This is a genomic window from Litoribacter ruber (genome assembly GCF_018449405.1).
GTDB lineage: Bacteria > Bacteroidota > Bacteroidia > Cytophagales > Cyclobacteriaceae > Litoribacter > Litoribacter ruber.
Genome location: NZ_JAHCMY010000002.1, coordinates 340,366 through 355,923 on the forward strand (window position 1 = coordinate 340,366; position 15,558 = coordinate 355,923).

At 41.9% G+C, this 15,558-nt stretch carries 11 protein-coding genes; 10 read left to right on the forward strand and 1 reads right to left on the reverse strand.

The genetic code is table 11. The features are described 5' to 3' along the window. The first annotated feature begins 478 nt into the window (after positions 1 to 478). From KI659_RS06120 to KI659_RS06145, 6 genes are all read left to right on the forward strand, one after another. Positions 479 to 3,730: a TonB-dependent receptor gene (locus KI659_RS06120; protein ID WP_213944475.1), complete on the forward strand. Its 3,252-nt coding sequence runs from the start codon at positions 479 to 481 to the stop codon at positions 3,728 to 3,730. A 719-nt stretch (positions 3,731 to 4,449) separates the two neighbouring features. Next, entirely contained in the window at positions 4,450 to 7,713 is a 3,264-nt protein-coding gene (locus KI659_RS06125; protein ID WP_213944476.1) for a TonB-dependent receptor, read from the forward strand. A 342-nt stretch (positions 7,714 to 8,055) separates the two neighbouring features. After that, positions 8,056 to 8,712, forward strand: coding sequence for a hypothetical protein (locus tag KI659_RS06130; protein WP_213944477.1), 657 nt, complete (start codon positions 8,056 to 8,058; stop codon positions 8,710 to 8,712). Between the two features lie 646 nt (positions 8,713 to 9,358). Then, positions 9,359 to 10,141 carry a sensor histidine kinase gene (locus KI659_RS06135; RefSeq protein ID WP_213944478.1) on the forward strand — a complete coding sequence of 261 codons (783 nt, stop codon included), beginning with the start codon at positions 9,359 to 9,361 and terminating at the stop codon, positions 10,139 to 10,141. A gap of 16 nt (positions 10,142 to 10,157) precedes the next feature. Further along, positions 10,158 to 11,231, forward strand: a complete 1,074-nt coding sequence (locus tag KI659_RS06140; RefSeq protein ID WP_213944479.1) for a sensor histidine kinase — start codon at positions 10,158 to 10,160, stop codon at positions 11,229 to 11,231. Further along, positions 11,228 to 11,938 carry a LytR/AlgR family response regulator transcription factor gene (locus tag KI659_RS06145; RefSeq protein WP_213944480.1) on the forward strand — a complete coding sequence of 237 codons (711 nt, stop codon included), beginning with the start codon at positions 11,228 to 11,230 and terminating at the stop codon, positions 11,936 to 11,938. The genes KI659_RS06140 and KI659_RS06145 overlap by 4 nt, the downstream gene beginning before the upstream one ends. 77 nt (positions 11,939 to 12,015) lie before the next feature. Here KI659_RS06145 and KI659_RS06150 read toward each other — a convergent pair whose 3' ends face one another. Continuing rightward, positions 12,016 to 12,729 (reverse strand): PKD domain-containing protein, encoded by a 714-nt coding sequence (locus tag KI659_RS06150; protein ID WP_213944481.1) that lies wholly within the window; start codon positions 12,727 to 12,729, stop codon positions 12,016 to 12,018. Between the two features lie 564 nt (positions 12,730 to 13,293). On the opposite strand from KI659_RS06150, the gene KI659_RS06155 reads away from it, so the two are divergent. From KI659_RS06155 to KI659_RS06170, 4 genes are all read left to right on the forward strand, one after another. Continuing rightward, positions 13,294 to 13,485 carry a hypothetical protein gene (locus tag KI659_RS06155; RefSeq protein WP_213944482.1) on the forward strand — a complete coding sequence of 64 codons (192 nt, stop codon included), beginning with the start codon at positions 13,294 to 13,296 and terminating at the stop codon, positions 13,483 to 13,485. A 475-nt stretch (positions 13,486 to 13,960) separates the two neighbouring features. Next, a complete protein-coding gene (locus KI659_RS06160) occupies positions 13,961 to 14,710 on the forward strand; it encodes a hypothetical protein (protein WP_213944483.1) in 750 nt (249 codons plus the stop codon). Beyond that, positions 14,710 to 15,165, forward strand: coding sequence for a DUF5675 family protein (locus KI659_RS06165; protein ID WP_213944484.1), 456 nt, complete (start codon positions 14,710 to 14,712; stop codon positions 15,163 to 15,165). The genes KI659_RS06160 and KI659_RS06165 overlap by 1 nt, the downstream gene beginning before the upstream one ends. Continuing rightward, a complete protein-coding gene (locus tag KI659_RS06170) occupies positions 15,144 to 15,380 on the forward strand; it encodes a hypothetical protein (protein WP_213944485.1) in 237 nt (78 codons plus the stop codon). Before KI659_RS06165 ends, KI659_RS06170 begins: the two co-directional genes overlap by 22 nt. The last annotated feature ends 178 nt before the right edge of the window (positions 15,381 to 15,558 follow it).

Sequence of the window (15,558 nt, forward strand, 5' to 3'; positions counted from 1 at the left end):
GAGCCATCCCTTTTTTATTTGAGCCATTAAAGATAGGAAAATCTTATTTAGAGCCTAATAATTGCCCTTCTCACGTGATTTAATTGTAAAACCCTAGAAATCAAAAACTTTTAGCCCGATCCAATGTTAGTAAAATGTTTTGAAAACGTGAAAAAGTGTTAAAAAATTAATCTTGGGATTACGTTTTTGAATAATAACTACATTAATTTTGTGAGGGTGGCGCGTGTCATCGCGGAAAGAAAGGGGTCACAGAGTTACACGGAGTTCGACACAGAGTTACACTGAGTTTCTTCTTCGCGGCAAGCTTATTTGATTAGTGTTAAAATAAATAAAGGACGTGACACGGATGTCAGGGGGTAAGCCTCGGTCTCCGGTCTTCGAGCCACCATTTAGAGTAAAAGTTGGTTCCCGGAATCTTTGCAGTAAAATCTTGGAGTAAATATAAAAATGAAATCATTTGGCATAAATTTCTACAATTATGAAGCATTTCCTACAGTGTGTAGTAATACTTGCGCTTGTCCTGGTGGGCAGTGGGCAGGTAATTGGACAGGGGGTCACCACTTCGGGGCTCTCGGGTCGGGTAGCTGAATCTTCTGGGGAAACCTTACCAGGGGCAAACGTGGTGGCCGTGCATGAGCCATCCGGAACAAGATACGGTACCACCACCAATATGGAAGGGCGGTTTTCTATACCAAATATGCGCGTAGGTGGCCCCTATACCGTCACCATCTCCTACATTGGCTTTGAATCATCCATCTACGAAAATGTCAACCTCTCCTTGGGCCAAACCCAAAACCTCAACATCACCCTACAGGATGACGCCTCTGAACTTGATGAAGTAGTTATTTCCGCCAGGCGGGACCAGGTCTTTGACGGGAACCGAACCGGGGCCTCTACCAACATAGGCTCAGAAAGAATCAACAGTTTGCCATCAATTGAGCGGGGAATCCAGGACTTTGCCAGACTTACCCCTCAGGCCAACACCCGAGGAAACGGGATTTCCTTCGCTGGGACAAATAACCGGTATAACCAGTTTGCCATTGACGGAACAGTAAACAATGATGTGTTTGGTCTGGCTGCCGATGGTACCAATGGTGGACAAACGGGCACCCAGCCTATTTCCCTCGATGCAATTGAAGAGATCAATGTGGAGCTTGCGCCTTTTGATGTCAGGATGGGCGGGTTTACAGGAGGCGGTATCAATGCCGTGACCCGTAGCGGAACCAATACCTTTAGAGGGTCTGCCTATTATTTTGTCAACAACCAAAACCTAACCGGTACCGGGGTGCTTCCGGCTACTGAAGGAGAAAGGGTTCCAGACTATACTGAAAGGCAATATGGGTTTAGAGTCGGCGGTCCCATAATCAAGGACAAACTGTTTTTCTTCCTCAATGGGGAGTTGACCGAAAGAACCCAGCCGCAGCTGTTTGGGATCGGTGAGGGATCCAACATCACGCAGGATGAAATCAACCAGGTGACCAGTGTCATTAACCGGATTTCCCCGAATGCCGATATTGGTGATGCAGGGCCGTTTAACCAGACTACCGATACCGAAAAGATCTTTGTGCGTTTGGATTGGAATATCAACAACAATAATACTTTTTCCATCCGACACAATTACGTGAATGCGGAAGCGCTGAGTGTGTTTAGGAATGCGAATACATTTGTATTGTCCGGAGGAGCGCAGTTTTTTCCAAGTACTACCAATACTACTGTGGCTGAACTGAATTCCCGTTTTGGAAACAGCGCGTCCAACGAATTGAGAATTGGGTATACTACGGTAAGAGATGACCGGGGCTTTGTGGGTACCCCATTCCCTTATGTGCAGGTCGACCTGGGTGGGGGTAGAAATATTCAGCTGGGTTCCGAGCAATTTGGTACCGCCAACACCCTAAACCAGGATGTGTTTACGCTGACCAATAACTTCAGCGTCTTCAAAGGAAAGCATACTTTCACTTTGGGTACGCACAATGAGTTTTATAATATTTATAACCTGTTCATCAGGCAGGCATTCGGGTCCTATCGTTATGCCAGCTTGGATGATTGGTTGACGGTGGGTACTCCAGGGGAGGTTTTTCCTTTAACATATGACCTATCCTTTTCCAATGTGCCCAATGAACCCAACTGGGGAGCGGAATTCCGTGCTGTGCAGTTAGGATTCTATGCGCAGGATGAATATCAGGCTACCGATGATCTGAAGCTGACCTTTGGAGTGAGGGTGGATGTGCCAATTTTCCCGGATGACCCATCAGCTAATCCAGAATTTAACAATTCTCCTATTGCCAACAGGTTTGATGTGGCTACTAACAGGATGCCTGGATCGAATCTGCTTTGGTCCCCAAGGTTTGGGTTTAACTGGGACGTCAACGGTGACGCCACCTTCCAGCTTCGCGGTGGGGTGGGAATTTTCTCGGGAAGGCTTCCCTTTGTTTGGCTTTCCAACCAGTTTTCCAACACAGGTGTAGAAATCGCCAGACTCCAGGCCCAGCGGCAGCGGGGTGACTTTCCGGAAGGGTTCACTTTCAACCCTGACCCCAACAACCAGCCCAATGCTGCGGACTTGGGGCTGCCTACTTTCACATCAGAGATTAACGTGACCGACAGAAGGTTTAGATATCCACAGGTGTTGAGGTTGAACCTGGGTGCTGATTATATGATTGGCGATGGATATGTATTTACCTTTGACGGTATTTATACGCAGAATTTCAACAACATCCTTTATCAAAACCTGAATATTGCTGGTTTGGAAGATAATCAGTTTACCTTCTTTGAAGGTGCAGATAACAGAAGGCGATTTGATGGAGCATTCATCAATCCAAACTTCACCGATATTGTCTACCTGACCAACACCAATGAAGGGTATACTTATAATTTGACAGGGCAATTGAGTAAACAATTTGAAAACGGGCTGATGGCCAACATTGGGTATACTTATGGTGTGGCCAAGGATATCAACCCGGGCAACTCTTCCCAGGCTATTTCCAACTGGAGAAACGTGCCGACAGTGGGAAATCCCAATAACCCAGAGCTTTCTTTCTCCCAGTTTATGGTGCCTCACAGAATCGTGGCAGCCATTAATTATAGAAAGGAATATGCCGGATTCCTGGCCACCTCAGTGGGGATATTCTATAACGGGCAATCCGGGGTGCCGATTTCCTTCACTTATCAGGGGGACATGAACCGTGATGGTGTATTTGGAAATGACCTAATTTACATTCCTGCCAGTAGAAACGAAATCGTGCTCTATGATCGATATGTGGTGGAGAATGATCAATGGGTGTTGGTGGAAACTGCCGATCAGCAATATAATGCCATCAACAACTTCATCAGCAACAATTCCTATTTGAATGGTAGAAGGGGAGATTATGCCGAGCGAAACGGAGGCAGGACGCCGTTTGAGCATCGATTTGATGTGAGGGTGGCCCAGGAGATCATTGTGAGAAATGCCGGCAGGCTGGAAGTGACCTTTGATGTGCTGAATGCGGGCAACTTGCTCAACAATGAATGGGGAAGGTCCTATGCGATCCAAAACGCCCAGTTTATGACAGTGGCCCAATTTGGCAACAACCCAGCAGCAGGCGCAGAGCCCCGTACCATCAACGGCGCCCCCGTGGCGGTGGATCCCAACATCCCTGCCTTCAAAGCGGACGTGCGCGGTGATGAAGCATGGCTCCCCAATGACTTTTTCTCAAGATGGCGAGCGCAATTGGGTGTGAGGTATACATTTTAAAGTTGGATGTCCGATGTCGGATGTCGGATGTTGGAAAAAAATGGCCACAAAGGCCACAAAGTTTTCACGAAGTTTCACAACTTGTCCCGAGTAGCCCTCCCGAGAGCCATCGGGACAATCGAGGGCGGATCGGGAAAGGCCACTTCGCGGAGAAAAATTTAAAAGTTTGAGAAAAAAGTGTCAAGTAAATTTAGGACGTGACAACCGCGGAGGCGCGGAGGATCAGAGGTTAATAACTCACCGCAAAGGGCGCTGAGTGGCGCAAAGGAGGAGTTGGAAGTAAGGGGGACATCTACTATCTGCTAACTAAGCGTTTCTTTGAGTTCTTAGCGGTTAAATTTTAACAGTCATACATAAAGCCTGCCTGGTCGCGAGAACCAGGCAGGCTTTTTACTTAGTATCTAGTACATAGTTCTTTGTACAACCGATTTTAACAATCCCCCAACCTTGGCGTTACCTTGGCTAAATAAACTGGAATTTTATCATTATTGGGGCTGGGTGTTGGAATAAAATCACTAAAAGTTAGAATAGTGAAATAAGAGGTTTTTAAGTTTTGCAATGTTAAGCCAATGTTAAGAAAGCCTGTTAAAAAACCTTAATTCTTAATATTTTGTAAACATTGGCATGTCAATCACTTAGCAAATCAAATCTATCTTTGCTCCCGGAAAAGAAAATTATATAACCTAACTAAAATCCATTTTCCGACAAAACAAAATATTATGAGGAATTCCTTACTTAAATGTGTGATTGCGCTTGCAATGTTTATCTCTGCTTCAGGGACATTGTTTGCACAAGGGGTTACTACTGCAAGTATGCAGGGTATAGTGACCGACGAGACAGGAGAGTCGCTTCCTGGCGCTAACGTAGTTGCCATTCACGAGCCTTCTGGAACCCGCTATGGCGCGGTGACAAACATCGAAGGTAGATTTGTATTGGCTAACGTAAGAGTGGGCGGTCCTTACCGTGTCGCTATCACTTACATTGGCTTCGAAGACAGAATCTACGAAGGCATTCAGCTTGCCTTAGGTCAAAATTATACCATCAACGCCAGAATGAGCGACGGTATGGACCTTGATGTGATTGAAGTAAGTGCTTCAAAGGATAAGGTGATGAACTCTGACAGAACTGGTGCTGCTTTGAACCTTTCTAACGAGACTATCAACTCTCTTCCTACTATTTCTAGAAGTATCAACGACTTTACCAGATTGACTCCTCAGTCTAACGGTAACTCTTTCGCTGGTACAAGCTCTAGATTCAACAACTTTACCATTGATGGTAACATCTACAACAACAACTTCGGTCTTGGTTCTGGCCAGTTTGCCGGTGGCAACCCAGTATCACTTGATGCGATTGAAGAAGTTCAGGTAAACCTTGCTCCATATGACGTTCGTCAGGGTGGTTTTACTGGTGCAGGTGTAAACGCCGTAACTAGATCAGGTACTAACCAATTCACGGGTTCTGCTTATTATTTCTTAAGAAACGATCAAATGATCGGTACAAAAATTGGAGAAACTTTCTTGAATCCTGGTGATTCTAAGAATGAAACAATGGGTTTCAGACTTGGGGGTCCAATCATTAAAGATAAATTGTTCTTCTTCGTCAACTACGAAAAGGAAACTGAATCAACTCCAGCAATTTTGAGAAGAGCTGCTAGAGAAGGAGAAACTCCAGATGGTCAGTTTATTTCTAGAGTTCCGTTGTCTCAAGCTAACTTCGTTAGAGAGCAGATGATGAACATTTACGGATATGATACTGGTGCTCCTGACTCCTATCCATTTGCATCTGAGCAAGAAAGATTCAACTTGAGATTGGATTACAACATCAACAACAACAACAAGTTGACGTTGAGATACAATAACTATACTGCCTTCACGGATATACCTACTAACGTAAACTCTATACGTTACAACCAGACTAGATATTTCAACACTAGTAGAATTGGTGTAGAAGGTATCAACTTCAGAAATGCCAACTATACCAACGACAGAAGAGTACAGTCCATGGTAGCTGAATTGACTTCTAGAATCAGCAACAACATGTCTAACCAGTTGAACATTGGTTATACTTCAATCACTGACCCTAAAAGAGGTGTTCCAGGTGGACAGGATTTCCCATTCATCGAAGTAATGCAGCCAGATGCTTCTGGAAACCCACTTTACTACATGTCAATGGGTAACGAATTGTTTACAGTAGGTAACCTGCTTGAAAACAATGTATTGAACATCACCAACAACTTCTCAATTTACAAAGGAAGACATACTTACACTATCGGTGGTAACTTCGAATACATGACGTTTGACAACGCGTTTAACCCTGTGTTCAACGGATTCTACAGATATGGTTCTTATGACGATTTCGTGGAAGGTGTTATCAACAGAAACCCGAACGTTCATCCAATTGCATTCTCTAAAGGATTTGCTTTGGACGGATCTACAACTCCTCCAACTGATGAGACAAGATTTGCACAGCTTGGTATCTATGTTCAGGATGAATTCCAAGTTACTCCTCAATTGAAAGTAACAGGTGGTTTGAGAGTTGATCTTCCTTTCTACCCAGTAAATATTCCTAATAACCAATTGTTGGATGATTTGAACAAAACTTTCACTGGTCCTGACGGCAACACATTCGTTCCTGATGTTAGCCAGTTCCCTAAAGTTAACCCATTGTTCTCTCCGAGAGTTGGTTTCAACTGGGATGTAACAGGTGACAGAACTACTCAAGTAAGAGGTGGTACAGGTGTATTCTCCGGACGTATACCTTTCGTATGGATGTCTAACCAAGTGAACGGTTCAGGTGTGATCAGAGGTGGTTACGGTCTTGAAGGACAGGATGTAATCGATGCTGGTATCATTTTCAACCCAGACGTAACAGCTTATACTCCAGAAAATCCTGCAGCTACTCTATCTAACGAGCTTAACTTGACAGATAGAAACTTCAGACTTCCACAGGTTTGGAGAACCAACCTTGGTGTTGACCAAGTGCTTCCTTTCGGAATCATCGGTACGTTTGACTTCATCTACTCTCAGGATGTAACTACTCCAATTGCCTATAACGCAATTCTTAGATCTCCTGATGGTACATTAGCTGGTCCTGATAACAGACCTTTCTGGAATGGTACTAACTATTCAAATGACCCTGATTTCAGAAACGTATTTTATTTGACTAACGCATCTCAGAAAGCAGATTATTACTCCTTGACCGCTCAATTGAGCAAGCAGTTTGACGGTGGTTTCTTCACCAGCGTAGCTTATACAAGATCTAGATCTAGAGATTTGGATGCATCAGGCGGAAGCCAGGCGATCTCTCTATGGCCAAACACGGTTCAGGTAGACAGAAATGCTCCTGAGCTTGGATATGCAGCCTTCGATCAGCCTCATAGATTGATTGCAAGTTTCTCTTATCAGACTAACAATACCACAATCGGGGTATTCTACGAAGGTGGAAACGCAGGTAGATATAGCTACACTTATTCTGGTAACTTTGGTGACGGTTCTAACAGATTGATGTACGTTCCTAACTCAGCTAATGAATTAAATTTTGAAGAATTCACACTTGATGGTAGAGCGGTGACTGTAGCGGAGCAAAGACAAGTGCTTGATGCTTACATCGACCAGTCTGAATATTTGAGCGGTAGAAGAGGCCAGTTGGCTGAAAGAAATGGAGCTGTTTCTCCTTTCGTTCACAGATTTGACTTGAGAATCCTTCAGGATATCCACGTAGCGAAAGATGGTCAGCATAGACTTCAGCTTTCTATGGACTTCACTAACATAGGTAACATGTTCAACTCTGAGTGGGGTATCCCTCAATTCCAGTGGCAGAACAACCTCTTGAACTACAGAGGTGTTAACGATGCAGGACAGCCAGTTTACAGAATGAACCCTAATCCTTCTACTACTGACTTCCCAACTGAAACCTTCAGATTGTCAAACTCTCTAGCTAACGTTTGGAGAATGCAGGTTGGTGTAAGATATCTGTTCAACTAATAACAGTATCATTATCAGACGATAACTGAAAATATTAAAGCGCTTCCACTTGGAAGCGCTTTTTTTATGAACAATTGTTTTAGTTTTGACGTATGGGAGGGAGAGAGAAGACGGAAGACGGAAGACCGATAATGGCCACAAAGACCACCAAGTTTTCACGAAGTTTCACAACTTGTCCCGAGTAGCCCTCCCGAGAGCCATCGGGACAATCGAGGGCGGATCGGGAAAGGCCACTTCGCGGAGAAAAATAGAAATGTTTGAGAAAAAAGTGTCAAGTAAATTTAGGATGTGACACCGGAGCGCCAACCCAATTTGATTAAAAGAAACCCAATTTCTAAATATATGTATAAAGTAGTTTTTGCCATTTTGGCTTTTATGGCGGTGAGTATTTCTGCCTTTTCCCAGGGTCTCAATCAAAATGCCTATAAGAGGTGGACAGAGATTGGCGTTGCCGATTTTGAATCCCAGTTGGATGGCTTGCAGGCAATGCCGCAGATTTACAGCAAGGCCCGCGGGGTGACGATTTTTGCAGCCATCAACAATGTAAACCAGCGTGCCATGCGGAAACTCAAGGTGGAGGCTGCCATGCTTGGTGCAGATGTAGTTTACATTTCAAACAATTATCAAAAAGGGGTTCAATTTTACTCCCCTGTGCAAGTTGCCTACACGGCTACTCCATACGTGAAGGAGCCCGTTACCGTCAATAAAGCCAAAGAAATGGCCCAAGGGAATACTTTCCAGCCCCGTACAAAGACGCGCTACAACCGCAACAAATTTGGCCCTACTACGGACTCCATGCTGCATGCCCAGCAGCCGATGACCCTAGATGAGCCATATGAGGAAAATGGATTTGTATTCATTGACGTTAACTTAACCGGTTTAAAGCGGCCCTACAGGATTGTAAGAATCACAGATTATCAAATCATCCTTGCCCGTATAATCGTACCTGACAAGGTGATTGAAAACTATGAATTGGTCGTATTGGATAGTGAGAATTGATGACCTCCCCGAAAAATCCCATAGAAGTGTTATGATGCAGGTATTTCCTTTTGCCGGGGAATGATTTAAAGAATTTCACGCGGCGAACACAGCGAATTTTGCAACGAGCGCTACGTTATACGATCCTAAGTAAATGATCATAACTTTTTTAACCACGCATTGCTTACCCATATTTGGGGGAGTGATGCGTGGTTTTTTTTAGGATTAGGTGGGCTATTCTTGTGAGCAACTTAGGTAGTCAAGCTATTTTCCCGAGGTTAATTGTGGACCTAACTTTCAGATAGATCGTTTGTAGGCTATGCGTTATTTAGTTATCATTGTTTAAAATCGAGTAGTCTAGCAAAGCAGGCAAGCATTTATGAAGGAAATTTCAGTACTGAGTGAGAAGTCATTACGTATTATCCTATTGACAGGACTATTCGTCATGGTGTGGGTAATGAATTTAGTTTTATTTCGATATAGCTTTATCAATCTTACTTTTTTTACCTATTCCTTATTTAACTTTATTGTTGTTTTTATAATATATTATGTATTATCGAAAATAATTACATCGATCCGAAGCCCTATTAAATGGGTAGTATTTATCCTTGCATTTCTTTCACTTTCTCTTTTAGCTCGTTATGTTTTAAATTTTCCGCTTAAATACATGGTGGGGATTTATCCTGATGATAAATTATTGATGTATGTATATGAATATTTTAATATCCATTCATTAAAAAACCTTTTCAATTATACCACTCAGATTTTCTTAATTTATAAATTATATATTCATTTGGTATTGTTTTTCGTAGCATCCATGCTACTTAAGTACACCCAATCCTTGAAAAGGATATCAGAGTTGAGTGTAATCAATGCTAACCAGGAACTTGACCTCCTAAAGTCACAAATCCATCCCCATTTTCTATTCAACACCCTTAATAACCTTTACCGACTTGTAATGGACAACGAAAAAGCTGGGGAGGTCGTTTTAAAACTATCTGAGACATTACGATTTAATTTGTACGAAGCCAATAAAAAGGCCATTCCCATTAAAATGGAAATCAAGTTCCTGAAAAATTATATTGAATTGGAAAAAATAAATCATGGTAGCAAAGTCGATATCCGTTATGATTTTAGGCAAATTGAAAATATTGAAAGCTTCATAGCCCCGATGATCTTGTTCAGTTTTGTAGACCACGTACTTAAATACGGGGTAAATAAATCTATTGATAATTCTTTGGTTCAGATTAAATTGAAGCAGTCCAAGCAATCCTTGTTTTTTCAAATTACCAATTGTGTACCCATTACCCCAAATAACCTCTCTTTACATGAACTGGGTATAAGCAATATCAAAAAAAGACTTGATATTTTATACCCGGATAAATATAAATTGTTAATAAATGAAGATAAAGTTAATTATAAGGTCAATTTAACAATTAACCTGTATTGAGTTTATTGGAATCTATATGAAAAAGCTAGTTAATAAGTATAGCAAGTTTATGCAGGTGATTTTATTTGCAGGTATTTTTCTATTGATTTGGGCTTTGGATTCTCGTAGGTTAGAAAGCCCTTTATTAAATGATGTTGTAATTTTTTATACGGTAATTACATTCTTTACAGTTTGGTTTAACTATTTTATCCTCTCTACAATTATTTTTAAAATCAAAATTCCTTTTAAGTGGCCATTATTCATCATCGTCATAGTATTGCTTTATTTTTGTTCACTTTATACCCTGACAACCCCTCTGAAATTCATGCATTTCCGATACCCAGATCACCAAAAAATTAAATTTCTTTACGAGGGGTTATATATTACATCTTATAAGAGATTGCTGTCACTTCGAGGTTCATCATTTTTAGCGGAACAATTATATTTTTTCTTATTTTTATTTTTTGCGGGGTCCATGGTCTTTCGGTATATCGAGTCCATGAAGAAAGTTACTGACCTGGAGCTCAAAAATGCCAACCAGCAATTGGATCTCCTCAAGTCCCAAATTCACCCTGAGTTTCTATTGAATACCCTCAATAATCTTCAACAATTGACTAAAGAGAATGGAAAAGCAGGGGATGTGATAGGTAAATTATCGGACTTGATGGGCTTTACACTATATCAAAGCAAAACCGAACTGATTCCTTTAAAGGTTGAGCTTAAATACCTTGAGGACTATATTGAACTTGAAAAAATCAGGCACCATGATCATGTGGAGATTGATTATGACTTCAGCACCATAGATAATGAAGAAACTCAATTGGCCCCATTGCTATTTATTAATTTCATTGAAAATGCTTTTAAACATGGGGTCAATAAAACTAGGGGTAAGTCTTGGGTCAAAATTAAGCTGGTTCAAGAAGCCAATTTTATTAGATTTGAGGTAACAAACAGTAAACCAAAACTCCAGCGAACCACTCGACAATCAGGTGGCAAGGGCCTGGATAATATAACCCGACGGTTAATGCTTTTGTATCCTGATAAGCATCAGCTTAATATTGAAAATGTTGAAGAGTTGTATTCGGTTCAATTAGAAATAAACTTAGCATGAATAACCTGATAGAGTGCCTGATCATAGATGATGAACCTTATGCGCAGGAAATCATCGAAGAGTATATTAAGAAAATTCCATTCCTGAAGCTGTTGAAGAAGTCAAATGATGCAGTGGAGGGGTTAAATGATATTGAGGAGTTGAAGCCCGACTTGGTATTTATGGATATTGAAATGCCAGAGATGAACGGGCTTGACCTGATTAGGATTTTGCGGCAACATAGGCCAGAAATCATACTTACCACAGCATATTCCGAACATGCATTGGAGGGGTTTGAACTTGAGGTAACGGACTATTTACTCAAACCCATTCCCTTTGACCGGTTTGTAAAAGCAGTTAACAAAGCTAAAAAGAATCTCCAACCCGCCATAAGGTCCAGCTCATCCCCTACCTACTTTTGGGCCAAAGAAAATGGGAAGCTTATTTATGTGCCTTTTGAAGAGGTACAGGTTGTAAAAGGAATGAAGGATTACGTCCAGATTTATCTCAATGATAGAAAAATCATTACTTATCAAACCCTCAAAAGGATTATGGAGATACTTCCTGAATCAGATTTCATAAGGGTTCATAAGTCCTACATTGTAAAAAAATCCTGCATTAAGGCAATTGAAGGAAACTCTATTGAGACCACTATTGGAGAGGAGATAATTATTGGTGGAGCTTATAGAGGAGCTATTATTAAGGAGATAAATGGCTGGTTAAGGTGATGGTGATAACTCATTCAAAAAACCATAAAAATAGCTATCCCATAATCATTTTTATGGAATAGCTATTTTTTCACTCACTAATCGGGATAGATAAGCCTATATTTTACAGACAATATTGATCCAGTAGCAACATTGAATTCCCCCTCATTAGACTCAAAATCGTAGGAATTTGAAACAGTGGAGGAATATAAATAGCCAGAAGCAGCTATTAATTCCTGAGAAGTGTTATTTCTAAGATGAATAAGAGGGTTGTCATAAATAGGTAATCCATTTCCACCCAAGGCTAATTCATTTACATCGAAAGTAAACGGTAAACTCTCTTCAGAAATATCCTCTTGTGGTTCACTTTCGAATATTACTTCCTGATTTCCATCATTGACACTAATTACTTGGATAATAGCTTCGAAAGGGCTATCTGTTGATTCAATCGTTCCGGGACTAAATTGTTCCACAGTTATTTCATAGGCGTGAAACCTGCCCACCTGGACATCTTTCTGAAAAGAGGAGGAACTCCCACCTTCTGACATAGTGGTCAGGGTAATTGAATAATTTCCCGGGTTTTCGTAACTAATTCCGCTGGGGTTTTGCTCCGAGGAAGTTTGTCCATCACCAAAGTCCCAATTATATTGAACAGCTCTTGTGGGAATTTGGGAAAACTGAAGGTCATGATCAATGGCCAAGAATTCATTCTCTACATCAAAATTGGCTTGAATTACAGGGGTATCATCTTCCCGGTTACAGGCTACTAGGATGGCAGCGCTTAAGATTAGGGATGTTAACGTTTTTTTCATAGGGGTAAATTTTTGTTTAGCCCAAATTAGATAGGAAAGTTGATGTATTCAACTTCTTTAGATGAAAAATGAATATCCTTAGACGAAAGCACATCACCCAAAGAATATTAATTTCTAAGAATTTTCTTGCTTCGTCTAAAAAACGTTTAAGTTGGTCTAAAATAATTGTTTATTAATGATTTAATTGTTTGATTCATAGGGTTACTATCCATTTAAATGAGTAGTGATCTAAAGAAAGGTTAGAGATTGCTATGCGGGGCTTTAGTCAATAAAAATATTAATTGACAATTTAGTAGATGCTAAAGTTATTTAAACCAACCGTTTATTTTTCTATGCAAGTATGTAAATTTTCACTTTTCCCCAATTAATGTTCATGATTACAGCTTATTTGAATGATTACCCATCTCCCGCCCATTTCACTATGAGACGGTCTGATGCCAGGTTTGTCTGGAAATTGCTTAATGGCTGGTTGTCCCTCAAGGCCAAGAGGAAGGTGCTGTCGAATTATCTCGACAGGTTGCAAAATTCAATGCTCATGTTCCATTTTAAAAAGCAAATGTTAGTATGAAGAAACGTTGTGTGGTTTACGCCAAGGACATAGCGAGGATTACAGGAAAAAGTGCCCGCTACGGCCAGAAAGCTCTGAAGAAAATCAGAGACTTTTTTAACAAAACAAAAGACGAGTTCATTACCGTAGAGGATTTTTCCAAGTTCAGCAGCATTCCTATACCCCGTATAATGGAATACCTGGACTAACACTTCCCTGTAATTTACTTATTTTAAATTATGGTTGGCAGCTCCGCCAACCATTTTTTTGTGTTCTAATTTTCAAAGTGGGGGCAGTCTAATCCCATTGACCAATAACTCTCCGCCTAGGATATCTGATGGGTGTCCCATGGATGTCCCATAGGTCTCCCATAGGTTCGTTAGTATATCGCTATATTCTAAGAATTCATAGGATAATGTCAAGGTGAGGCGCTTCGCGGTTTAAAGCTTCGCTGTTCAATGGCTTCGCCGTTCAGGGGTTAAGGCTTTGCCGTTCAAAGTTTCGGCACTGAACACTTGAACTCTTGAACAATTTAACCCTGAACAATGAAACCCTTGAACCCTCTACTTTTTACGTATAAAACGCTTGAATGCGAACAGTACGTCCAGATGCGCTCATTCATTTGAAAGCCATGAAGTTACCTTCCATATTAGCACCATGTTTCATCTAAAACCATAAAAAAACATGGCAGAACAAACAAGTTTTATCACGCTTAAGGGCAATGTAGGAAGGTTGAATTTCTACAAAACAAAAAATGGTGATTACCAAGCCAGACAAAAGGGTGGTGTGACCAAGGAACGGATCATGACCGATCCAAAGTACGCACGGACTAGGGAAAATCTAAAGGAGTTTGCTGAAGCGGCGGGAGCGGCCAAGCTGATCAGAAGGGCCATTGCACCTGCAATTCATCGAAGTGGGGATTCCAAGGTACACCGCCGCTTCCAGACCTCCCTTTTGAGGGTGGTTCAGTCTGATCCTAGTAGTATCAGAGGAGAACGCAAAGTAATGTTGGGTGAGTGGGGCCTTATCCGGGGGATTGAACTCAATGCAGGTAATGAGTTTGGCAAATCCATGAGGGAGGATTTTACCTTTAATGACGATGGGGACAATGTAACCCTAACTATTCCGGAGTTCAGACAGGAAGAGGTGCTTAAATTCCCCACTGGCACTACCCATTATAGGCTGTATCTCCTAGGGGCCTCAATCAATTTTGAGGATGCAACCAAGAATAATGTCCGGGAAACAAGCTTGTTGATTGCAAAGGGGCTGACCTCTCCTGAGGTGACGATGAGCATTGACAAGACCCAGCTTTTGGGTTCCAGAAGGCTTTTCGTTGTGGGTATGGAATACACCCAGATCATTAATGGTGTGGAGTATCCTTTGAATACAATGGAGTTCAATTCGGGGATGGTGTTTTATACCGACAGAGATTGATGAAGCTACTGCTTACCAGGGCCTACTGGCCTAATGGTACCAATGGCGTGATTAGTCACCAGGGCGTTGAGGTGGTCAAAACCATTGAACTGCCCTGGAGAGATAACAGGAGAAGCTTTTCTTGTATTCCGGAAGGTCTTTATGGACTTAAGAAGCGCTATTCCGAACGATGGGGTTGGCATGTTATGGTCAAGGCAGTAAAGGATAGATCCTTCATCCTTTTTCATTCGGCCAATGATGCGCTGAAGGAACTCCGGGGTTGTATTGCTTTGGTTATTAGCCATACCGGTGAAGGAAAGGGGATTCATTCAGTTCTGGCGACTAAGCGATTTAGGGATTTGGTTTTCGAGGCTCTTGAAAGAGGTGAGGAAGTGAAGCTTCAAATTGTTAGTCAACCTGAGGAAGCTTTGAATCTGAGTATAACTCAGCCTTTATGGACGTCGGAGTGTATTTAGTAGGAATGGGGGGACTGGTATCAGTCCTCCTTTCCATCTCCGGTTTCCTGCTCAGGTACCTGGTCCAGGACCTGCGGGAATTGAAGAGTGAACTGGTGGAGGTTAAAGTCGGGGTGGCCAGTTTACAAGGCGAGCAATTGGTACTGAAATCTATGGTGCAGACGCAGCTGACGATGCTGAGGAATAGGATTCAGGTGTTGGAGAAAGTGAGTTAGGAGGTGTCAGGGTTATCCACCCGTGGGTCGGCTTCGCCTCCCTGGGTTGTTGTCGGGTTGTCATTGTTCTATGCACGGAAAGGACTGGGCACTGAGGACGCATCGCTGGGCACTGCACCACACGTCGTCCTCTCGCATAGTCCCGAGCAGTCCCGATAGCTATCGGGGCCAATCGGGA